The following is a 22,898-nucleotide window of genomic DNA, read 5'->3' on the forward strand; positions in this document are numbered from 1 at the left end:
AACCTTCTTCCAATTAACGACTACTTAAACTTAAAGGAAAAATGCTACTTCTTCCATTAGGTTACAAGATTGGTATAACGCTATTTTAGGACGAAACAATAAAGTAACAAGGCAGCTTCCAATGATGGGAGCTGCCTTATTGTTTAATATGCCTTTGAACTATTACTCTGATAACTTATAAATGAACTCCCTGCATATTTCCACTCCACTGACATCCGGAAGCATACGTTCCCGTAAGTGCCATCTCCAGTCCTGTACTGCCTTCACTTGCCGTTTCAACTGTAAAACCTTCTTCTTCCAGTCCCTGCTTCAAAAATGCCACGATAGCAGGCTCATCCTCGACAATCAGTATTTTCATGCTATTCCGTTTTTATCCTTCCAATATTGTCTTTTTATCAAGATATCACTTCAACCTTGTTATAGGATAACCACGATTTGGCCATTCCCATAAAGTGTTTCAGGTAATTTTTAGTCAAAAAGATATTTGACCAATTGTCAAACCTGCTTGACTGGACGCCTAAATAAAATATCCAGATAGCCAAACCTGCTACCGGAAGCAATTGTTTTTCCTGTTCGCTAATCTCAGCTACCGTTGCATATCCCTTATAAAACGCCGCTGCTTTCAATTCGAACAAGTCCTTATCAGGCGCTGTCAAGAACAGTTGCATCATAAAGTAGGCAATGTCCAACAGCAGCCAGCCATTTCCACAGAAATCAAAATCAAATACGGTGATCTTTCCATCCTGCTCCAGGTTCATATTGTCGTACCAGAAGTCCAAATGTACCGTCCCGAAGCGCAGCTGCACTGTCTCCACATCCTTAAAGGCAGCTTCGACCAACGCAATCGCATCACGGACAAAACCCATCTCCTCAAATGACTCCTCAAAATGTTCTTTGGCCAACTGATAGGGTAAATGGGTAAGCGTCTCCACATTATAATTCACCCGCTTCATTGTTCGATTGACCGTAAGCTGGTGCATGCGTCCCATCAAGACTCCCAAATCACCACAATTCTCTAAAGACAGGTTTCGAACTTTCTCCCCTTCCGCATAAGAAAAAAGGACTGTGTAACGAATGCCTTCCGGCGCTTCCACCTTATGAATATATTGACCAACTGAATCTGCTATGGGGTAAGACACCGGAATAGCATTATCATGCAAGTGATTGAGTAGTTTCAGCTCTTCCTGAATGTCAATTTCTGTTCGCCAATTATATGAGTAAATCCTAAACACATACTTCTTTTCATTATCTGTTGCCAGATAGGTGTGGTTAATTCCTGTTCGTAGAATTCTACAGGTGTTACGGTCACTCAAGCCATATTTTTCAGTAAGAAAAATAGAAATGGATAATGGTGATAAGATGGAATCGATCGCTTCAAATTTCATTGTGTTGTTTTAAGGTAAGCTATAAGCAATAAACTTTATCACAATTATATATCATCGACATCGGAAGTTATAAAAGCTTCAAGGAGTTGAACCTATAAATCATTGAAGCGTTTAAAACTTCCGATTTCAATGATAGAGCTGCTTAATGGTTATGCTAATCCATTACTCACATTAAATATAAAGGCGTTATTTATAAAAGATAGCCAACCATACTGTTACTTGAGATGGATCGGTCCATGACACTTTATGCTTGGTGTGTGCTTCAATATGGATATAATCCCCAGCCTTTAAATCTACAACGGTTCCATCATCAAAAGTCAACTGACTCCTTCCTTGCAGTACAATTACCCATTCATGTTCGTCCTGATCATACCAACCTGACTCAGGAGAAACCTGACCTTCAGACAAGATTCGCTCAATACGAATATTTTTTGTCTTGATGATATCCTCAAATATTTCATTCTCTATTGCTTCAGGAATTAACCTAAAAATATTTCCTTGTGACATTTCCTGTATAGGTGTTTTTATTTATAAATCCGATTGGGTTGCTTTCACTCCAATACCTTTACTGAATAAGCAAATATATACCGAAGTTTATGCTTGATGAGCAGTATCAAAAATAGAATCCATATATAGATAAACCCAAACACTGAATGAAAGTCAAAGTAATTGAAAACTGTGGCAATTCTCCCAAACAACACTTACTGAAAGAAGTCAATATTGCTTTTGCGGCAGGGAATGTCGAGTTCTTGCTAGCACATGTAACGGAAGATATCATCTGGACTATCGTTGGGGACAAGACCATTGTAGGAAAGCAAAAGTTCCATGAGGCACTTCAGGAAATGAAATCTTATAAAACTTCCGAGGTGATCATTGATAAGATTCTTACACATGGTAAGGAAGGCGCAGCAAATGGTATTATGAAAATGGAATCTGGAAACAGTTATGCCTTTGCTGATTTTTATGAGTTCAGCAGTGCCAAAGGTGTAAAGATAAAAGCTATCAGCTCGTATGTGGTGGAGATCTAATCAAATAAAAGAAGGTTTGCCTCAAGCTTGTTGAGGCAAACGCTGTCTTTGTCATTTAGCTTACTTGCGTTCTAAATTCTGGTACAATTCTGCTTTTTGATGCCTGCTCGTAAGCATATGCCACTGCAAGAAGTTTGGCTTCTGACCAGGCTTTCCCTACAAATGACACACCGATTGGCATCCCCTTCACCTGCCCTGCCGGAACCGTAATGTTCGGATAACCTGACATGGCAGCCAAACCTGAGCTTCCCATATAACCGTGGTCACCCAATAGCCAGTCTATTGTCCAAGCAGGACCATTGCTTGGCGCAAGAATAGCGTCCAGATTCTGTTCTTTAAAATGCTTGTCAATACCATTGGTGGTGGTTACTTCCTTGATCTTTTTTAAGGCATCCAAGTAAGCATGATCTGTCAACTCCCCTTTTTGTTGTGCCATTTCGAAAAGCTCCTGACCAAACCAAGGCATTTCTTCTTTTGCATGTTCCTTGTTATAAGCGATCAGCTCTTCCAAGGACTTGACTGGTGCATTGAATTTCTTTAGGTAGCTGTTCAAATCGTGCTTAAACTCGTATAGCAACACCTCAAACTCTGATTCATCAAAATCATTTGCGCCAAATACATTCTCAATATCCACAAGGGTAGCTCCCTGACCTTTCAGCGTTTCCATTACTGAGTCCATTACCTCGTCCACTGGTCCATACTTGCCGAAGAAATTTCTGGCAATACCAATTCTTGCCCCTTTCAAGGCATGCTTGTCTAAGGCTTTTGTAAAATCAGTTCCTATAGATGAATGGGCATCCTGTGTAGCCTGATCCTCCTTGTCTTTTCCAGCAAGTGCGGTAAGTAAAACAGCGGCATCTGTCACAGTCCTTGCCATTGGACCGGCTGTATCTTGTGTATGTGAAATCGGCACGATACCTGTTCGGCTCCAAAGACCAACCGTTGGCTTTATCCCTACTATGCCATTAATGGAAGACGGACAGATAATTGACCCATTGGTCTCCGTTCCTATCGCTATCGCACAAAGGTTTGCTGCGACTGCCGCACCACTACCAGAACTTGACCCACACGGTGTACGGTCAAGCGAATAGGGGTTTCTGCATTGCCCTCCTACACCACTCCAACCTGATGAAGAACGAGTAGACCGGAAGTTTGCCCACTCACTCAAGTTCGCTTTACCCAATAGAATGGCACCAGCCTCTTCCAGCTTATCCATAATAAAGGCATTCTTTGGCTGATGGTTTTTCAGTGCCCATGAACCTGCGGTGGTTGGCAGGGCTGTCGTATTGATATTGTCTTTTACCAAAATCGGAATGCCATGCAACGGTCCCCTTACCTTTCCTGCTGCTCTTTCTTTATCCAGTTGCTCAGCCTGCGCTTCTGCCTTCGGATTGGTCGCAATTACAGCCCTCAACTCAGGACCTTTTTTATTCAGCGTTTCAATTCTTTTGAGATATGCTTTTGTCAACTGAAGTGATGTCAGTTTGCCAGCTTGCATTGCCTCCTGCATCTGACTGACATCCCATTCCAAGAAATCAAAATCATTATGACTATTGGCAAACGTTTCGCCCGCAAGTATTCCTGCTGCACCAAAAAATGCAGAACTGACCAGTCCTTTCTTTAAAAAATTTCTTCTTTTCATCTTTTTGAATTGGTTTATCTATCTGTTAGTTCGTTTACTTGACCAACAACTTACCTTTCAGTACATCACCACTTGTACTGATATGGTAAATGTATAAGCCTGCATTCAAATGCTCAACTGACACAGCAGCCCGATCAGACGACAGTACAGAATTGAGTACCTCTTGCCCGTTGATATTGTAAATGCAGATTCGGGCTTTTTCCTCCTCCAGTATTTTGGAATAGACATTAAGCCACGCTGTGCGTTCCACTGGATTGGGGAATACCATAAAAGCCCGATCAGATAGGAAATAGGTATCCGCTGATTCTGACAGGATTTCCTCTCCATTTTCCAACCGGACGACAGCCCTGTGAATATTCAAGCCCTGATTCGGTTGTGTATCCAAGAACCTAACCGTTGTGGATTCAGGTTTTACTGTGCCAATTGCGATAAAGCCTCCTTCTGTCATCCTCTCAAACTGCACATCCTTTACACCAAAGTATGTTCCCAATCCCACATTCAGGTATACGCCTTCTGTTCCATAATTTTCAGGATAAAAAGAGGACAAGTAACAGCCGACACCTTGAGTTGCGTAATCAAAAGTGAGGCTTCGCAAAGGCATCATGCCATTCTCCAAAACAGGTTGAATTGAAAAGAGACTAGTGGGGTAATCTGCTTTTGCCAAGGTAACCGCTGTATCAGCAGTCTGAAGAATCTCGTCCATCCACACCGCTCCCAGTGTTTTGACTTTATAGTGGCTAGCCCCTGCTACCTGTCGCCATTGCAATCGAACGGAATCTGTACAATTAAAACCCACCTTTACCTGTTCAGGAGTCGAAATCAAGAAGGTATCCGTCTTATAGGATATGCCATCTACAAAAATTCTGGCAATAGCAGGCGTGGTCACTTCAGGAGATTCCCAACGGTAATAGCCTTTGGCAAGGTCTACCTCCTTCGCTATCAATGTCCAAGAGTCGCCATTGTTCACGCTGTACTCCAACCTTCCGGTAGTATTAGCCAAGGTACTCTTCCATCTGAAATACCCTACTGTTTCTCCATCAAAAGAAATATTGTCACTACCTGTCGGGTAATCCCACTCAAACGAATCTTTTATATCCCACTGATAAGCAATGTAAAAATCCTGATTCCCTTCTGTAACTTGGTAACCATTTACTGAAACCTTATAAGTACCTGCAACCGGAGTCTCTATGGTTATTTGCTCCACATTGTTCAGATGATCTTCCTTTCGTTCTGCTTTTGTCATTGCTGCAACAGCCGTAGGTGAAGTGTCCAATACCCAAGGCAACCATTCTTGCCAATCTGGTCCAGTCAATGTAAGGTCAAGGTCATTGATCAAGGCAATATTGGCATTGGCAGTTGCTGCAGGATCATTCCAGACTATGGTAACTTTTAGGTTGGTCGCATTTGCGGGCACATCAATCATAAATTCCTTACGCTCATCCGTCGCCACTGCTCCAGCAAGAAACTTGTCCCCTCTCAGGTTTTCCAACGTTCGGTAACCATCCACACCACCATATCCCGTGATATAGTCAATTCCTTCTGCACCCTCATCCTTTGCACTGTTGATCAATAAGGCTTTCAATAAAGCGGAGGCTGGCAAGGTTCCTTCTTTTTCCTTATAAGACTGCTGCAACAAGATGGACAGTCCTGATACCAATGCAGCTGAATTGGATGAACCCGAAGTACTGTAGGTAACCAGTTCAGGTTTTAGGCGACCATCATGTGCCGGTCCTCTTGACACAAAAGGGACAATGCGCCCGATCGTATCCACTGAAGCAACACTCAAGGTATTTTTTGACATCTTGAAGTTTCCCGAAATATTCGCCATCTCTGATATATCTGTATATGCTCCGTCAGAACTGGTTTCCAAGCCCAGATTTCCTGCTGAAAATACATGCAGAATTGTTGGGTTCTGATGGGCACTGATATCAAATGCTTCAGCCAATACACCATAGAAGTTTTCGATCTCTGTTCCATAAGAATGGTTTTGAACACTGACTCCAAGACTTGTATAATCCTCATCAGCATCTGGCATGACATCCTCAAAACCTGAAGAAGTAAGAGTAGCTGCCCAGGCTACGCCCTTTCCGGTAACGAATGAGTTTCCTGCCCCTGCCGCAATGGTAGCCATGTCCGTTGCATGGCTGCTCACCTCTCCTTCTTCGAGACCTGAAGGCTTGATTCTTCCCTTCAAGTCAATGTCCTCCATATTGAAACGGGGCTCTTGAATAGAGATCACCATATTTTCGCCATTCAACTCAGGATAAAAATGATGCACCTTATTAATGGTATTGGGGTTGAAATTCAAATCAAGGACTCTGCTCTCTGTTTGTGGCGTACGTGATTCCAAACCAGCATAGGTCACTTCCTCCAAAGGCAGTACTTTTTCCTCTAGAGTTTTCTGATTACAGCTAACGGAAATAATGTTCCCTTTCCTATTAGCTTCCAAGCCCAAAGCCTGAAGCTGTTGAAGCGTCTTCGAGGCATCGGTTGACTTTAGTGTAAAAATCTTTTCAATGTCTTCTTTTTTAGGTTGGCCTAAGAGGCTTGAAGAGAGCTTCCAACGATGATTTGCTTGCCAGATTCTGTCTTCAAAAGCTGAAACGGGTACACCTTTTACAATAGCAGTCTGGTGATCCAGCTGACGAATAACTGTCAATCCCTTTGATTGGAGTTCCTTCTTGCTTTCGTCAGGTTTCAAACGTAGAAGATAATACTGTTGTGTGTTTTTAAGGCTTGTCTGCGATTTGTCATTTTCAAAGGCTTTTCTCCATTTTTCAGCGTGTTGAGCCATGGACAGATTAGAAAAAAACAGGACAGCCGCTAGTAGCAGGTAAGTGTAGCAGTTTAATTTTACCATAAAAAATTTTGTCAAAGTAGCAGTTTAGGAGTTTAAATATTATTGGTTGTATGTTCAATATTACAAGTTAATTATAAAATCAATAAACTGATTTTCAAACTTTTGTTTGGTGATTTAAAAAAGAATATTTATAATTATACTTACTAAAGTCCTACTAACACGCAAGAGATCCTTTGGATCAATTTTTATTTCTAATTCAAAACCAAATTGAAACAACTTAATTCCAATTCAATTTTTGTGTTCATCCTTATGGTGGCACTAACAGTCGTATCATGTAAAGAAAACGACGAAACAGCTCCAAACCCAACCGCTCAAATTCCACAGGAAACAATCGCTCAATTCGAAGAATTGGGTTTTGATGCAAGTGACATCCGCATGTCGGATAATCTTGAACTGTTGGATCCATCTTTGGAAGGCGGTAACTATGTGCTGGAGAATGATATTATCATTACCCCAGCCAACCTTGACAAAATGCTTAAAAGTAGCATTTATCACACTGGTGTCGTAGGCGAACAATACCGTACTACCAACTTGGTAAGTAGCCCACGTACCATCAACATCATTGGCTACACTGGCGGAAGCAATGCTTTGGATCAAACAATGACCACCGCACTTCAAATGGCTGTAGCTAACTACAATGCGTTGAATATTGGACTTAATTTCACCCTTACTTACGGTACTAACTATACAGCTTATGATATAGTAGTATATAGAGTAAGTGGTAGCGGCGGTGGATCTGCAGGCTTCCCTAGTGGAGGTGATCCTTACCAATTCGTTCAAATTCAGTCTGGTACAAGCAACTATGGTACTGACGTAGTAGAACATGTGATGACTCACGAAATCGGTCACGCACTAGGACTTCGTCATACTGATTATTTCAACCGTTCACTTTCTTGCGGCTCAGGCGGCAACGAAGGTAGCTCAGGCGTTGGAGCAATCCACATCCCTGGCACACCAACTGGCTTTGATGCTAATTCTGTTATGCTTTCTTGCTTCAGCTCAAGCGAGAGCGGAGAGTTTGGCGCATATGACATCACAGCCCTAGAGTACCTGTACTAACCTTTCATTAAGTACTGCTCTTAAATTTTATTGAACACAGTAGGACTTTGTAGACAAAGCCACCGCTTGCATAAAGCAAGGGTGGCTTTTGTTTTTGAATAAAGATTTGAGAAGATTATTTTTGAGCATACTGAAAACAACATATGATGATAACAATGTATAACACTCAATGGCTAACCGACAGGTTTGATCAAGGGGAGTCAGTGGAATACCTTTTTTTCTGGGGACATTCAAAAGGAAAAAAAGAGATAGGTAATTTTATTTTCAGCCAATGGTTTGAAAGCCCATTTACTGTTGAAGGCATCACGTACAAAACAGCAGAGCACTGGATGATGGCTAAGAAGGCTGAACTTTTTGATAACCATGATCTGATTGACCAAATTATCAATGCTGGCCACCCTCAAGAAGCCAAGAAACTAGGTAGAAAGGTAACTGGTTTTGATAAAGATGTATGGGACAAACATTGCTTTGAGATTGTGAAGCAGGGTAATATCCATAAGTTCAGTCAGCACGAAGCAATGAAAGCTTACTTGTTGTCAACAAAGGATAAGGTGATTGTAGAGGCAAGTCCATATGACAATATTTGGGGAATCGGATTGGCTAAAACAGCTCCGAATATCGAAAACCCTCATACATGGAAAGGCTTGAACCTATTAGGCTTTGCCTTGATGGCAGCAAGAGATTTTTTAAATTCTTCAGATACTTCTGACCGTTAGTTGAAAATTAAATTTTAGTGCAAAAAAAGAGTCGGAAAACTGTTCCGACTCCTAATATTTTACTTTGCCTCAGCTACTTTCAACTTCAGCTTTTTCACTCGTTCATTTTTCAAAAGCTTGAGCACTTCATCCAGTTTTTCCCTCTTAATGGCCGCATAACTGGCAAAGTCCTTTATCTCAATCAGCCCTACTTCCTCTCTTGAGAGTTTCCCTTTTTTAGCAAGTAACCCCATGATATCAATCTTGTTGATCTTTTGCTTTTTGCCTCCAGAAAAATAAATCGTGACCCATTCAGGATTTTCGGGTAACGTTACCAACTCTGGCATTTGCAGCCACTCCAATTGGGAGGTTACATATGCAGGGATTTCCTCCTCTTCCGAACAAACCAGATAGGCTTTTCCCTCTGCATGCATCCTTGCCGTACGACCATTGCGATGCGTGTAAGCCTCTTCTGACTGTGGCAGCTGGTAATGAATAATATGCTTGATCTCAGGGATATCAAGTCCTCTTGATGCCAAATCTGTCGTTAGCAGCAACTTAACACTTCCATTTCTAAACTTCATCAATGCCCTTTCACGCATATCCTGCTCTAGTCCTCCATGAAAGCTGTCAAACACCAGCTCGTGTGACTTTAAGTGTTCCCCGATTCTATCGACAGCAGCACGGTGGTTACAGAAAATCAAGGCTGGTTCATTATTCATCAAACCCAAAAGGTGAAGCAAGGCTTCCAACTTGTCATTTCCTTCCGCTTTCAAGGCATGCAAAGTCAGTCCTTTTGGTTTTTCTTCTGTCAGGAAGTTCAACTCCTTAGGGTCTTGCATTCCCACAAATGCAGGTATCTCTACCGCCTGTGTAGCAGAAGTCAAAATACGTTGCAAGTTTGTAGTAGGCAGTTGTCCAATAATACTGTCCATATCCTGCCAAAAACCAAACTCCAACGCCTTGTCAAACTCGTCCAGTACAAGGGTGTGAATTGTATCCGTTGTAAAGCTTTCTCTCCTTAAATGCTCTTCCAGTCTACCCGGTGTTCCGACCAAAACCGCAGGGGCTTCGGACATACTTTTCAATTCCGTAGAGATCGAATGTCCTCCATAGGCACTCATCACCTTGAATCCAGTTCGCATACCTCTGAATACCTGCTCAATCTGCAATGCCAACTCCCGTGAAGGCACCATCACCAATGCTTGAACACCTTTCACTTCAGCATCCAGTCTTCTCAATACTGGAAGCAAAAATCCTACAGTCTTGCCTGACCCTGTTGGAGATAACAGTATCACATCCTGATCTGTGGCAGTGGCTTCGAGTGCAGCTTCCTGCATTTGGTTAAGGGAAACAATATCAAGTGCTTCCCAAGCTGATTGCAGATTATTGTTATTTTTCATGGTGCAAAGGTAAAGAGATTGACCATAATAATTGTGTAAAAACTATGATCTACCCTCTTCCTCAATTAAAAAATAACACTGTAGAGAAGGAAACCATGATAGAAATGCTTCGTAAATAATTAAAATCTAACTAACTTCTCGACATGCGCCGAACTATAACTTTTTCAATAGCTGCCGTATGGATTGCCAACGGTCTTTTTTGTAAAATGCTGAACTTTGTACCTCGACACAAAGAAATTGTAGCAGAAATACTGGGACACTCGCATGCCCCTGCCCTCACTTTTATGATTGGAATGGCTGAAGTAGTCATGGCTGTTTGGATTCTCAGTGGTTTTAAATCCAAAATGAATGCCCTGATTCAAATGGCTGTGGTACTTACCATGAATATTATTGAAGTGACAGCTGTACCACACCTATTACTTTGGGGAAGGTTAAACATGCTGTTTGCCTTACTGTTTGTGCTAATGGTTTATATCAATGAATTTGTTTTGAATCGAGAGGTCACTCAAAACCTGTAACGATGCTATCATTACTGAAAAACCACCCTTTTGCCGTAGAGGCATTTTTTGACTGTTCTACAGTACTCACTTTTGCGATTCCCAAGGAGCAGCTTCAACACCTTTTGCCCCCTTGCCTGGCATTGGATACCTATCAGGATAAATGGGCTTTTGTGGCTGTTGCCATGGTGCAAACAAAAGGGCTAAGACCAAAAGGATTTCCTAAAGTTATGGGGAATGATTTCTTTCTGATCGGTTACAGGATATTTGTTACCTATATCAATAACAAAGGGAAAAGACTACGGGGATTGTACATTATCAAATCTGAAACGGATAAGTCGAAAATGCAGGTGATGGGGAATATTTTTACTCATTACAATTACCATAAAACCGATATTCAGACTGAGCGAAATAAAGACCATACACGTTTCACATCCGTTCATTCAGGTTTAGATATAGCATACAGCCATAGTCAGGAAGCGATTGAATTACCGTCTTATTCCCCTTTTACGGATTGGAAAACTGCCAGAAGGTTTGCAGGCCCATTGCCTTTTACCTTCACTTATAGCCCAAAGAAAAACAAGGTGCTGATTATTGAAGGAGTCAGGCAACATTGGCAACCCCAACCTATCAAGGTGCTTCAGTACAAGTTGGACAATCTTGAACCACTCATTGGAAAAGGGGCTATACTTGCCAGTGCTTTCAAGGTGGAGAATATTCCCTATTACTGGAAAAAAGGAAAAGTTGAAATATGGAACAGGTAAGGAAACCCTTTCAGGGAACATGGAATATTATTCGGTTTAACTGGCATTTTTATGTAATAGCTATCATCATCCTAATCGGATTACAAATACTTAAAAGCCAATCGGAAATCGTAGCGCCTCATTATCTTCAAACAATCTCTTTGCTTGTGATAAGCTCAATCGTGATTTCATTATTTGTTTCTTCTTATATCTATGACTTTTCTGACTTATATAAACTCAATTGGCTTAATACCCTTGATCAAGATAAGTCTCTGAATATTATCAATATCCATGCGGGTTTTGATGAAACCAGCTTACTGCTAAAACAAAAATTTCAACAGGCAAACCTTACCGTTTTCGATTTCTATGACCCTCTGAAACATACCGAAATATCAATCAAAAGGGCTCGAAAAGTTTATTCTCCGTATGAGGGAACACAAACCGTGATGACTACTGACTTACCATTAGCAGAAAAGTCAATTGATCAGGTATTTACGCTCCTTTCTGCACACGAGATCAGAAACAAAAAAGAACGGGTTCGGTTCTTTCGGGAACTCTATCGGGCTCTTAAACCTGATGGGAAAATAACTGTCACTGAACACCTACAGGATACTGCCAATTTTTTAGCCTATAATATTGGCTTCCTCCATTTCCATTCCCGAAAAACATGGTTAGACACCTTCAGAGCTGCCGGCTTAGAAGTTGTTGAAGAATTTAAGATCACGCCTTTTATCACCACTTTTATCTTGCAGAAGTATGGCACTACAACTTAAAATAATCGGTATATTACTCATTGTCCTTTCCGCAATACACGTGGTATTTCCCAGATACTTTAACTGGAAAGAAGAGTTTCATCAGGTTAGCCTGATTAATAGGCAAATGATGTATATCCATACGTTCTTTATTGCCTTTGTTGTACTGCTGATGGGATTACTTTGCCTAACCTCCTCTGATGAACTGACAGGGACTTCCCTTGGAAAAAAGGTGGCGCTTGGACTCTCTGTCTTCTGGTCTTTTCGCCTCTTATTTCAGTTTTTTGGGTACTCTTCAAGGCTATGGAAGGGGAAATGGTTTGAAACGTCAGTCCATGTCCTATTCTCTATTCTGTGGGTTTATTTGAGTGTAGTGTTTGGGGTTGTATATTTATATTGAATGATCTTCAATATTTCTAACCATCTATCTCTCTGTTCAGAGAGACGTCAACCTTAAAACTTGCTACTACGGATGAACGACTTTCTTCAGAAATGGGGCGAAGCGGCCTATACCACTACCGGATTTTTTTGGATGGCTCTTTGGGCCTTTATCCTCGGTTATATGATCAGCAGCATGATTCAAGTCTTTGTAACAGAAAAACGTATGCAAAAGACTATGGGTGAAGACAATACCAAAAGTATAATGCTGGGTACATTTTTTGGGTTTATCAGCAGTTCATGCAGTTTTGCTGCCCTCGCCACTACCAAATCATTGTTTCAGAAAGGAGCTGGCTTTGTCTCCTCCATTGCATTCCTGTTGGCTTCTACCAACCTTGTGATTGAACTCGGAATCATTATTTCCATCTTTTTGGGATGGCAATTTGTTGTAGGGGAATATCTCGGAGGCATATTGCTCATTCTTAGCAGCTGGCTACTAATCAGTTTGATCAACCCTAAAGAACTGATCGAAAAGGCTAAAAAGAACCTTGAAAAGTCAAAGGATACTGAGGAGAGTACCAAACCTATCAAGGAGAAAATCAAGTCCTTTGAAAACTGGGCTAAAGTCGGGAAGCAGTTTGGCATGGAGTGGAAAATGGTGTGGAAAGACGTAACGGTTGGATTCACGATTGCGGGTATTGTAGCTGCCTTTGTTCCCGATTCCTTCTTCCAAACACTTTTTATCAATACAGGTGAAAACAAGGATAGTTTTGACTTTTTCACTCTATTAGAGCATGTGATTGTAGGCCCAGTTGCAGCATTTCTCACCTTTATTGGTTCAATGGGTAATATCCCGTTAGCTTCCTTGCTGTTTGACAAGGGAGTTAGTTTTGCTGGTGTAATGGCTTTTATATTCAGTGACCTGGTTGTATTTCCGGTCTTGCGAATCAATGCCAAATATTACGGATGGAAAATGTCCCTCTTTATTCTATTCCTGCTTTTTAGCTCCTTGGTTATTACTTCCATGTTACTGCATTATGGATTTGATATTTTCGGTCTATTGCCTGAAGGCAGTGAGAAAAGCATCACAGACAAAGAGCATTTCAAGATTGACTATACCTTCTTTATGAATATTGCTTTTGTGGTTCTGTCTGGAGTGCTGATTTATTTGGGTTTTTATAAGGGAAAAGAAATTAAGTACCATAAGGAAATGGCCCCCAAAAGTCCGATGCTGGAAAAACTACTGAAATGGCTGGCTTGGATTTGTTATGTATGGCTGGTCGCTGGTATGGTAATTAAACTGTTTGTTCAGCCATAATACAATAAAAGCCTTGACAACTGAATGCCAAGGCTTTTAAAGTTAAATCATATAGGGATGAAACAAGGGCAGTTATTCTAGTAGTGTCCAGCTAGTTTAAATAAATGCTGCCCATCCCTTTTGGTAGGTTACGGACAAAGCCAAGTTTGCCCGTAACTCTTCCCATTACTTTTTAATGATTTTACGAACGGCTGTCTTGCCTTCTGAAATCAGCTGCACATAGTAAATGCCAGCAGGTTTTCCTGAAAGATTAATTGTGTAAGTCTCTGCTGACTTCACATCTTCAGTGAAGAGTACAACACCAATCGCATTCACCAATTTAACAGTCATGTTAGCTTGGCTGCCACCATTGTTCCAACGGATGTTTACAAAGTCATTTGCAGGGTTAGGGTAAAGCTGCAACCCTGTAACTGCTAACTCATCGTCAACCGCCAACACAATATCAGCAATAACATTCAGTGTCAGGTCAAATGAAACCTCGGCACCTTCTGTATCCATTGCTGTTAACGTGATGAACGTCTGTCCAATAGCTGCTGGCGTTACAATTGCTTTGGTACCTGAAACATACACTTCAGCGATAGCTGCATCATTGCTTATCAATGAATAAGTCAACTCATCACCATCTGCATCTGTAAATACAGCTCCAAAGTCAAATGTATATTGTTTGCTGATTTCCACTTCAACTGCTTCCAGCTCAGCTACAATTTCAGGTGCACGGTTGCCAACAATGGTCAGGTTGAATGCCGTTGATACTTCAAGGAATCCATCCGATGCAAACAACGTTACCGCCGTAACCCCATCAGTCAGTGGTGTAATGTCAAAGCCTGACGCCGTAGCCGTTACTAGGGCTACTGACTCATCTACAACTTCTGCTCTATAAGTCAGCTCATCACCATCTGCATCGGTGAAAATATCAGTTCCTACAATTGAGGCAACACCTTCAAAACGGTACTTCTGCATGTCATCCACTGCATTTGCCATAGGTGCTCTATTGACATTGGATACAGTAACATTTACCGGTACTGTCACCGATTCACCTTTGTCATCTGTAACAACCAGTGATATAATGTGATCACCTGCCTGCTCAAAGTCAGGACTGTAAGTGATGGTTGCAGTATTGTCATTTACTTCAATTGAAGTGAATGCGTCATTCTCCAACAATGCGATTGAGGCAATTGAACCATCCACATCTGAAGCCTTGGCTACAAACGCTACTGAGTCACCTTCCTGTACGTAGATGTTGTTCAGTACCTCTAGGCTAGGCTTGTGGTTTACATAAATCTCAACTGCTCTCTGTACCGAAGGAGTAAGAGGGTCATTGGTATGGTAAGTCACCATTGCATAATGGTAACCGCTTCTATCAACTTTAGACGCATCCACATTGAAGGTTACCTCCTGAGTTGTATCTGCATCTACATTACCTGATGTAGGATCAATGCTCAACCAGTCGCCATATCCACCAGTTTGCTCCAACGCTCTGATCTTGAAATTATGAGTGCCATCACTTACCCATCCGTACCCATTGATAAAGTACCATGAGGCACGTTCCATTTCAGGCGTTCTGTCATTGTAAGCAGCAGGATGCGGCATTGACTTCGGATATGTGAAGACTACCCAGAAGTATTCACCTTCATAGAATAACTGAGGCTTATTCAACTCGATGATCGCATTGTAACCCTCTACTGCTTCAGAGTGCGTAAACTGCTGGCTTAACAGGAACTCTCCATTTTCAGGTCTTGTTCCGCCTTTGTACACTTGCATCAAAGATGGCTCAATAGCACCTTCATTCTTATAGAAATTGCTTACGTGAGTAAGGTAGAACTTCGCTGATTCCGGTGTAAACTTCACCGCCACTTTTGAAGTTGATTGTCCATTCTGACCATAATAACCGTGAGGTATCGTATCCAGATCGTAATAGATTGAATCTCCAAACGAGGTTACACCTGCAGTCATTACTTCCGGCAATCCATAAGGATAATATTTTATGTCCGCTTCGTAACTAAGGTCACTGTTTCCTTCATTGCCTAGTGACATTACATCTGTAGCGATGTCAGTCGTCAGCATTTCAAGTCTCAGTATATCAAGCGTACTGGCTGTTACCACTGGAGGTAGCAAAGCAGTACCTTTCAATGCTACTGACACAATAGGAGAAGTAGTATCGTCACTTCTCAAATTCAAGGTATCCATAAATACCCCTGCCTGCTCAGGCGTAAACTTCACTCTTATCGTAGCTGAGTCTTTTGGCGCTACTGTGAAGCTATACATCTTGTCTGAAGCAAATCCAGCCACCTTTTCACTGAACCACAGTGAGTCAATAGCCAACGTTTTAGTTCCCATGTTATGAACTGTGAACTCCTTGATTTGATCGAAGTTTTCACCTTCCACATAGAACAGAGAATCAAACTCAATTGCGTCAGCACTCAGGGTCATTTGTTGTGTACCTGTCACCGTCAGCGTAGCCATGATGTCTGTCACAAGGTTTGCAGCATCATTGCTTACGATTCTGATTGGCTCACTGTAAACCCCATCATAAATAGTCTCTGTATCGATTAGCAAGTCGACAGTTTCAGAAGCACCTGCCTCCAACGATCCCTTATAGTAAGGGCTTGTAATCATTACTGCCAGCTCATTTTTCAGATAGTAAAGTTCATTGTGAACCACAGTCAGACCATCAGTACCATCTTCGTTTTCGATACCTACCGATACACTATTGATTTGTCTATAATCCTCTACATCCTTGTACTGCATCTTAATGTCTCCATTTGCATAAAGGATCACTTGGAATGTAGCTGTATAATCCGAATAATCTCTCATCACATTGTTATACTGAACAATCAATGCGTTGGCTGTAGCCAGATAATATACATCTCCCATTTCTTCAGGATCCAAGTCATCCCAAAGCACTGCGATCTGGTTATGCGGATCGTAATTGTTTGGCATAGCCCTGTTTGTGCTACCACCTGAAGACCCAAGATTTGAATTGAACGTTAGGAATCCATTTGAAGCAACCTGTACTTTATCAAATGCATTGCCATAGAATGGGAACCTGAATGGAAGGTTCACGAAGATACCATTTCCTTCACCCAACGGTAGTCTGTTGCCTTCATTTGCAATGTCTATCCAATTGTAGGTCACAGCATCACTGCTATCACTGTCAGCCCAAGTATAACCAAAGTTATCAACACCCTGAACCACAGATGTACCAGTTACTCCGTCAATCTTAGCGAATGATGGTGCATGAACCACATAGTTCAAGGTTGTTCCTGATAGGTTTTCTACCATTACAGATACAGTATCCTTTTCACCTGACACCAATGTCAGGTCAACAGGGTTTATCTCTGAGGTCACCTTCATTTCAGGACTTGTGATAGCCGATCCTGATACAGCAATCGCCAATGCAGCATTACCAAAGTCATCATCGCTATCGATGTTGATTGTACCGGTAAATGCTCCCGCAACTGTTGGCGTAAATGTTACTTCAAGCAACATTTTCTCACCAGGAAGCAGTGTTGTCGCTCCCGGGAATGATGTTACCAGTGAAGCATCACTTGTAGTGATATCATTGATCATCAACTCCTTGCTACCTTTGTTTTCAATCGTCAAACTCTTCACCACACTCAGTGACTCAGTAATTGGATCAAATGTGATGGTAGTATCACTCACGGCAATCTCAGGATGTCCGATTACATGAAGAACAGAAGTAAACTGCCCTTTTGGTGTAATTGGGTCATTGTTCGAAATGTACAGTTCATGGCTGTAAGAACCTTCCAAAAGACCTGAAGCATCCATTGTTACTTCAATGATTTCCTCTTCGCCTGAAGGAATGATGCCGCTCGTTTTGTCGATCACTACATTGTTATACCCTTTATAACCAGGGAATATAAGTACCGCCAACTTATCCTCTACATATTGCTCATTGTAAGCAATTTGCAGACCTTCTGTACCATCAGCATTTTCAATACCGATTGTTGCACTATTCTTTACTTCCAGAGAAACCTGGTCGTAATAGAACATCATCTTGCCGTCAGGGTAAAGTACCGTCTGAAGAGAGATAGAGCCTCCTGAGTTAAATGGTCCTGCACCAACAGAATCCCACTGAACGATTACCCTGTCTGCAAACTCCTTATAGTACATATGACCATATTTCGTAGGGCTGTTTCTCAGGTTATCCCAGAAAGGTGCAATCATGCCATTAGGTGTATAGGCATTTGGAATATTCCTGTTGAAGTTTGAAGTAGCCCCTACTGTTCCGAACATCACAAAACCCTCAGTACTGATCGACATGCTTGTCTGATCCTCAGCATAGAACGGGAATGTGAAAGGCAGGTCTACTGAAAGTGATCCCCCCTGCATACCAGGCATGATTTCAGTCGTATCAGAAGCGATGTCGTCCCAAACGAATACAGGACCATTGCTGTCATTGCTGTCAATCCATCTGTAGCCAGTTTCATCCGGGCCGCCCAAGCCATTCAGTGAAACACCTTCGCCGTTAGCTTCCTTCTCAGCTTGCTCCTTATTTACAGCATATTCCGGCATGGAGTACTGCAATGGATAAGCACCAGTGTTCTTAATGGCAAACTGTCTTTTGACAACTTCACCTGAATTAAGCGTTACTTCAATCGTATCCGGTACGATTTCAATTACCGGAGGTAAAACTGAAGACCCTGTCATGACAATTTTTGTCTCACCGTTTTTAGGGTCATTACTGTTGATCGTCAGAACGGCATTGAATTGCCCTACCGCTTCTGGTTTAAACCTGATCTTCAGCTTCATGGATTCTCTCATGTCAATGGTCTCCACCCCTTCAAAGTCGGTAGTGAATAACGCATTGTCAGAAGTTATGCTATTGATATCCAAGGAACCAATCCCTACATTTTCCAACGTCAGCTCAAAATCCTTTTCAGCACCCAGCAATACTGAACCGAAGTCCTTAATCTGGTGATCCACCTTGAGCTCACCAATCTGTCCTGTTACCTCCAATGAGACAGGTATAATATGGTTCAGGTCATCGTAATCATTTGTACTGAATGACAGCGGTGTATAGTAGTTTCCATTTGGTAACTCAGTCGCATCGATAGTCACCTCAACTGTCATGGATTCAGAAGGAGCCACTGTACCTCTCACTGGCAATACACTGGTAAAGTTATGATAACCACCACCCTGGAATGCCAATGCTGATACTTGTGAATTGTTAGGGAAAATACCTACCAGTTCCGTTGCACCAGTAGTGGTATCCACTACGCGCAACTCTCCTCTTTCCTCAATATAGTTGTAAGCCGAAAGGTAAATGATATTAGATTTCGGATCCCATGACATACTTTGGTTGTAGTTGGCAGTAAATCCAACATGACCAACAGGTTTCGCTTCGGCAGTAGTTTTGTCAATGTGATAGATGTTGCCATCATTCAACTTGAAGCCCCACATTTCTCCTTCACCGTCACAAGCAATCGCTACCATGATACCGTCACCCATTGAACCAACTTTTGTCGCTCCACCTGTCTTCACATCCAAAATGTACAAGTCAGAAGTATAGCCATTGAAATCAGTACCATATACTACGTTTGCAAATTTATCCGTAGTGATATCATTGAATGGTAAGGTAGCGCCAATGACAGTACGCTCTCCCGTCTCAATATTCAGCTTCATCAAGGTTTCTGTATTATCATTGATGAAGTACATATTAGTTGCATCACCTTTCAGGAAATCAGCTGAAAGCACATTGTAATCAATAAGTCCTCCCTGAGAAATGTACTCACCTGGCTCTGTCGTAGAGAAAGTGATTAAAAACTCTTCTGGGTGAATTTGGTGCGCATAAGCGATAGCACCAGCACTGTATTTAGCTACCGGAACTGACGCATCTACTTCTGAGCTTACATATGGCGCTACGTCTGCTGATACCGGAACATCCAAAGCCATTGGTTGAGCTGTAACCGCTGCAATTGACACTTTTGGTACCTCAATCTCGTTTTCGAAATCAAAAACCAGGTCACCATCTCCAGTATTCGTAATTGTTACTGTTTCAGTAGCGATTGTATTGACAGCAGCATCAATTGATGTAATAATCGAATCTGGTGTCACCACCATTTCCGGCTCCAACAAACCTGTGATGGTTGCTTTGGCATCTACAACAGTTACAGGGTTGATCGGGTCATTACTAACCACATACAGGTCGAAATCGTAATCCCCATTTCTTACAATATCAGCAGCGTCATAAGTTACCTGAATAGCTTGTGATGCCAATGGTTCTACAACCCCTTGATTGATATCCAGTTCCAGACCTTCTACTGTTCTTTCAATTGCTCTAACAGCCCAAACATAATCCTCATATCCAGGGATACTTTGTATATCTATCCACTCACCATTCATGTAAGCAAGGTTTGTATTCGCACGATGACCACCATCTACGATATCATACCCGTACTCTACACGATTTTCAGGGAATACAAATGCTACCCAGAACTGATCACCTGTCTCGAATACAAGAGGCATTTCCAGTGGAATATCCAGGAACCAGTTTCCTTCTTTGTTATCGATATCCTGTGAAAGCAGTAATTCTCCCTCCAAAGGTGTTTCGCCACCTTTAATAATCACGAGTCTTGTCTCTTCCTTCGCTGCGTCAAAGCTCACTTGCATATAAGCCTTAATATGAGAAAGAATAAAGCTATCCTCCATCTCCGGCACTTCAAAAGAGGTAGCCGAAGTCCATGGAATGTAGTTACCATCCACGTTGGTTACTTTCAAAGCCCCTGCGACTTCGTCATCACCATCATCATAAGCAAGGACATTCTTCTCTTCATTCATGAAGTTTAGTCCTACACTTGCAGAAGAACCCGAATTAATTACCTGATTGTCGAAAACCTGATGCACAGAAGTAGTCTGCATTTCAGGGAACGCTACGTCTGTAGCAGTACCTGGATACAGCAATGTAGAAGTCACAGTATTCTCAACTATACCACCATAGATTGGTAGAATGTTATAAGTAAGTGCTTTGTTAGCACCTGTATTCTGAATAGTGAAAGTTCCTGTAGCTGTTGTCTCAATTGACACGTCAATGCTTACACTTGGATCTCCACTGATAGCGATAGTAGGTGCATCTTCTGTAGTTCCAGTCACGACATTTGAGATCTCAGAGCTATTTCTAAAATAGTCTGCTGACTTGATCGCAAAGTAATAAGTAGTCGCCGGAAGTAGACTGTTTACCACTACTGTCTCACTTGCCCTGGTCTTGAAGGCTTTTCCGTTACAAATAAAGTTGCGTCACCAAAGTTGTCCGCATCAATAGGTTGTGTCGAATATCTCAACTCATATGTAGTAACCTGAGATTCATTTGGCAAATCACCTGGAGCTGTCCAAGTAAACATCGCTGATTGGTCACTGATTTCACTTATTGCAAGATCAGTGATTGCCGCTGGACCTACGCCATCATTATCAGCTAGGGCTTTGTAAGCATTTACTCTACCCGTACCCCAGTACTCTGAACCTTCAAAAGAAAGTGGGTCTGTAGTATTCACCAACCTACTTCTGACATGGTCAGGAGTAAGCCCTTGATCTTTGAATTTTGATACAATCAGTGCTGCTACACCCGAAACGTGCGGACAAGCCATAGATGTACCTGAATATTTTCCAGAGTAGCCGTCATTGACTGTTGAACTGAAAATGTTCTCACCCGGAGCAGCGATATCAACCCAGTCACCATAGTTAGATGCATAGAATTTGTAATCTGTATGGTTGGTACCTGCTACCGCAATCACCTTGTCGTCATAACCAGGATAGTACTCATCATTATCAGCGTCGTTACCTGCCGCAAAGATCACAATACCACCTGCCATTGGACCTACCTGATTGCCAGCCTCATCATAACCAGCTTCAGCAATAAAGTAATCGATCGCATCCATCACGGACTGCTCATAAGAACCTGGAACTGTATATCCCCAGCTATTCTGAGAAATAACAGAGCCGTTATCTGCTGCGTACACATAAGAAGCTGCAAATCCACGGCTACCAGAGCCTGTGAATACCTGACAAGACATCATTCTAACCCCATCATCAGCACCCGTACCACCTGCTACACCAGAACCACCTATACCATTGTTGGACTCCGCAGCGACAGTACCCGCTACGTGCGTACCGTGGTTACCAGGTGTGATAGCTCCTTTGCCTTCAGCAAAGTTATATCCGTATATATCGTCAATGAAACCATTGTTGTCATCATCAATTCCGTTGTTAGGAATTTCGGCCGTGTTGATCCACATATTGCCTGCCAAATCTTCATGGTCAAAGTCCACCCCTTCATCATGGATTGATACGATCACATCCATGCTACCTGTTTCCAACAACCAAGCGTTGTCAAGGTCAATATCAGCATCTACCTTACCACCAGTTTGTCCATTGTTTTCATAATGCCACTGGTCTACATAGTTAGGGTCATTTACACCATCCGGCAATGAAAGTGTTTTTGTCATATTACCTGATGGCATGATTTCCTCATAGATCCTGCTGCTTTTCTTGTAAACCAGCTCACTAGTGGAAATCTCGCTTAAGGCATAGAATTCATTTTTTGCACTTAGTACATCAGCACCACCTTCTATCTCCACTTCGTACCAAAGGTGCAAACCATGCTTTTGGTGTTTTGCCTCAAACTTACCAGCATAAGGGAACACCCTTTTCATTTTGACTACCCCGTGTTTTTGTGTGAGTAGATCGACATTACTTAACCCTGTCTCAATGTGTCCATGCGCATTGAGTCTAGTTTTCATTTGAGTCAGTTGGTGTTCAGAGGACTTTTCGAATTTCACTCGAAACACCTGCTTTTCATAGTGCTGTGCCTTTACTGTAGTTATGGCGCATAACACAGCCATAAACAGCATACACAACTTCAATTGTAGCAGCTTTTTCATAATTAATTTTTAGATGTGTTTGTTAGTTTTCTTTCTCTTGGCATCCTGCGTGAAATCATTTTTCAGCTGCTTGATACCCCTTGAAAAAGAAATAAATACTCATGCTGTAAAACTATGGGAGTGGGCTCGGTTTTGACGAAAAACACCTATGCATAAATACACTACAAAATACCAAATGATACTCCAGACTAGTGCACAATTGGTGCACAAGCACTCCTAAAATGGCCAAATAGAGCCTAAT

At 41.9% G+C, this 22,898-nt stretch carries 16 protein-coding genes; 8 read left to right on the forward strand and 8 right to left on the reverse strand.

The features are described 5' to 3' along the window. Positions 1-175: 175 nt before the first annotated feature. The 3 genes from V6R21_RS03060 to V6R21_RS03070 form a co-directional block, all read right to left on the reverse strand. Positions 176-358: a response regulator gene (locus tag V6R21_RS03060; RefSeq protein ID WP_334240774.1), complete on the reverse strand. Its 183-nt coding sequence runs from the start codon at positions 356-358 to the stop codon at positions 176-178. 37 nt (positions 359-395) lie between these two features. Further along, positions 396-1,385 (reverse strand): phosphotransferase, encoded by a 990-nt coding sequence (locus V6R21_RS03065; protein ID WP_334240775.1) that lies wholly within the window; start codon positions 1,383-1,385, stop codon positions 396-398. A gap of 186 nt (positions 1,386-1,571) precedes the next feature. Continuing rightward, positions 1,572-1,892, reverse strand: a complete 321-nt coding sequence (locus V6R21_RS03070; RefSeq protein WP_334240777.1) for a cupin domain-containing protein — start codon at positions 1,890-1,892, stop codon at positions 1,572-1,574. 146 nt (positions 1,893-2,038) lie between these two features. On the opposite strand from V6R21_RS03070, the gene V6R21_RS03075 reads away from it, so the two are divergent. Continuing rightward, a complete protein-coding gene (locus V6R21_RS03075) occupies positions 2,039-2,413 on the forward strand; it encodes a nuclear transport factor 2 family protein (protein WP_334240779.1) in 375 nt (124 codons plus the stop codon). Between the two features lie 55 nt (positions 2,414-2,468). Here V6R21_RS03075 and V6R21_RS03080 read toward each other — a convergent pair whose 3' ends face one another. Next, complete coding sequence (locus V6R21_RS03080; RefSeq protein ID WP_334240780.1) at positions 2,469-4,055, reverse strand: amidase; 1,587 nt, start codon at positions 4,053-4,055, stop codon at positions 2,469-2,471. 34 nt (positions 4,056-4,089) lie between these two features. Beyond that, on the reverse strand, positions 4,090-6,915 hold the full coding sequence (locus V6R21_RS03085; RefSeq protein WP_334240782.1) for a S8 family serine peptidase: 2,826 nt from the start codon (positions 6,913-6,915) through the stop codon (positions 4,090-4,092). Positions 6,916-7,122: 207 nt separating this feature from the next. Between V6R21_RS03085 and V6R21_RS03090 the strand changes: the two genes are divergently transcribed. Both V6R21_RS03090 and V6R21_RS03095 read left to right on the forward strand, forming a co-directional pair. After that, positions 7,123-7,974 carry a M57 family metalloprotease gene (locus tag V6R21_RS03090; RefSeq protein WP_334240784.1) on the forward strand — a complete coding sequence of 284 codons (852 nt, stop codon included), beginning with the start codon at positions 7,123-7,125 and terminating at the stop codon, positions 7,972-7,974. Positions 7,975-8,129: 155 nt separating this feature from the next. Continuing rightward, positions 8,130-8,690, forward strand: coding sequence for an NADAR family protein (locus tag V6R21_RS03095; protein ID WP_334240785.1), 561 nt, complete (start codon positions 8,130-8,132; stop codon positions 8,688-8,690). A 59-nt stretch (positions 8,691-8,749) separates the two neighbouring features. Here V6R21_RS03095 and V6R21_RS03100 read toward each other — a convergent pair whose 3' ends face one another. Then, positions 8,750-10,072 (reverse strand): DEAD/DEAH box helicase, encoded by a 1,323-nt coding sequence (locus tag V6R21_RS03100; RefSeq protein WP_334240787.1) that lies wholly within the window; start codon positions 10,070-10,072, stop codon positions 8,750-8,752. 143 nt (positions 10,073-10,215) lie between these two features. On the opposite strand from V6R21_RS03100, the gene V6R21_RS03105 reads away from it, so the two are divergent. The 5 genes from V6R21_RS03105 (at position 10,216) to V6R21_RS03125 (ending at position 13,760) form a co-directional block, all read left to right on the forward strand. Next, on the forward strand, positions 10,216-10,590 hold the full coding sequence (locus V6R21_RS03105; protein ID WP_334240789.1) for a DoxX-like family protein: 375 nt from the start codon (positions 10,216-10,218) through the stop codon (positions 10,588-10,590). A gap of 2 nt (positions 10,591-10,592) precedes the next feature. Next, positions 10,593-11,333: a DUF2071 domain-containing protein gene (locus V6R21_RS03110; protein WP_334240791.1), complete on the forward strand. Its 741-nt coding sequence runs from the start codon at positions 10,593-10,595 to the stop codon at positions 11,331-11,333. After that, a complete protein-coding gene (locus V6R21_RS03115; RefSeq protein ID WP_334240794.1) occupies positions 11,321-12,085 on the forward strand; it encodes a class I SAM-dependent methyltransferase in 765 nt (254 codons plus the stop codon). The genes V6R21_RS03110 and V6R21_RS03115 overlap by 13 nt, the downstream gene beginning before the upstream one ends. Continuing rightward, entirely contained in the window at positions 12,069-12,464 is a 396-nt protein-coding gene (locus V6R21_RS03120; RefSeq protein ID WP_334240796.1) for a hypothetical protein, read from the forward strand. Before V6R21_RS03115 ends, V6R21_RS03120 begins: the two co-directional genes overlap by 17 nt. Before the next feature lie 72 nt (positions 12,465-12,536). Then, entirely contained in the window at positions 12,537-13,760 is a 1,224-nt protein-coding gene (locus V6R21_RS03125) for a permease (protein ID WP_334240798.1), read from the forward strand. Positions 13,761-13,925: 165 nt separating this feature from the next. Here the strand turns inward: V6R21_RS03125 and V6R21_RS03130 are convergent, their stop codons facing one another. Further along, entirely contained in the window at positions 13,926-20,963 is a 7,038-nt protein-coding gene (locus V6R21_RS03130; RefSeq protein WP_334240800.1) for an Ig-like domain-containing protein, read from the reverse strand. Continuing rightward, on the reverse strand, positions 20,963-22,657 hold the full coding sequence (locus V6R21_RS03135) for a S8 family serine peptidase (RefSeq protein ID WP_334240801.1): 1,695 nt from the start codon (positions 22,655-22,657) through the stop codon (positions 20,963-20,965). The genes V6R21_RS03130 and V6R21_RS03135 overlap by 1 nt, the downstream gene beginning before the upstream one ends. Positions 22,658-22,898: the final 241 nt, after the last annotated feature.

Source organism: Limibacter armeniacum (genome assembly GCF_036880985.1).
Taxonomy (GTDB): domain Bacteria; phylum Bacteroidota; class Bacteroidia; order Cytophagales; family Flammeovirgaceae; genus Limibacter; species Limibacter armeniacum.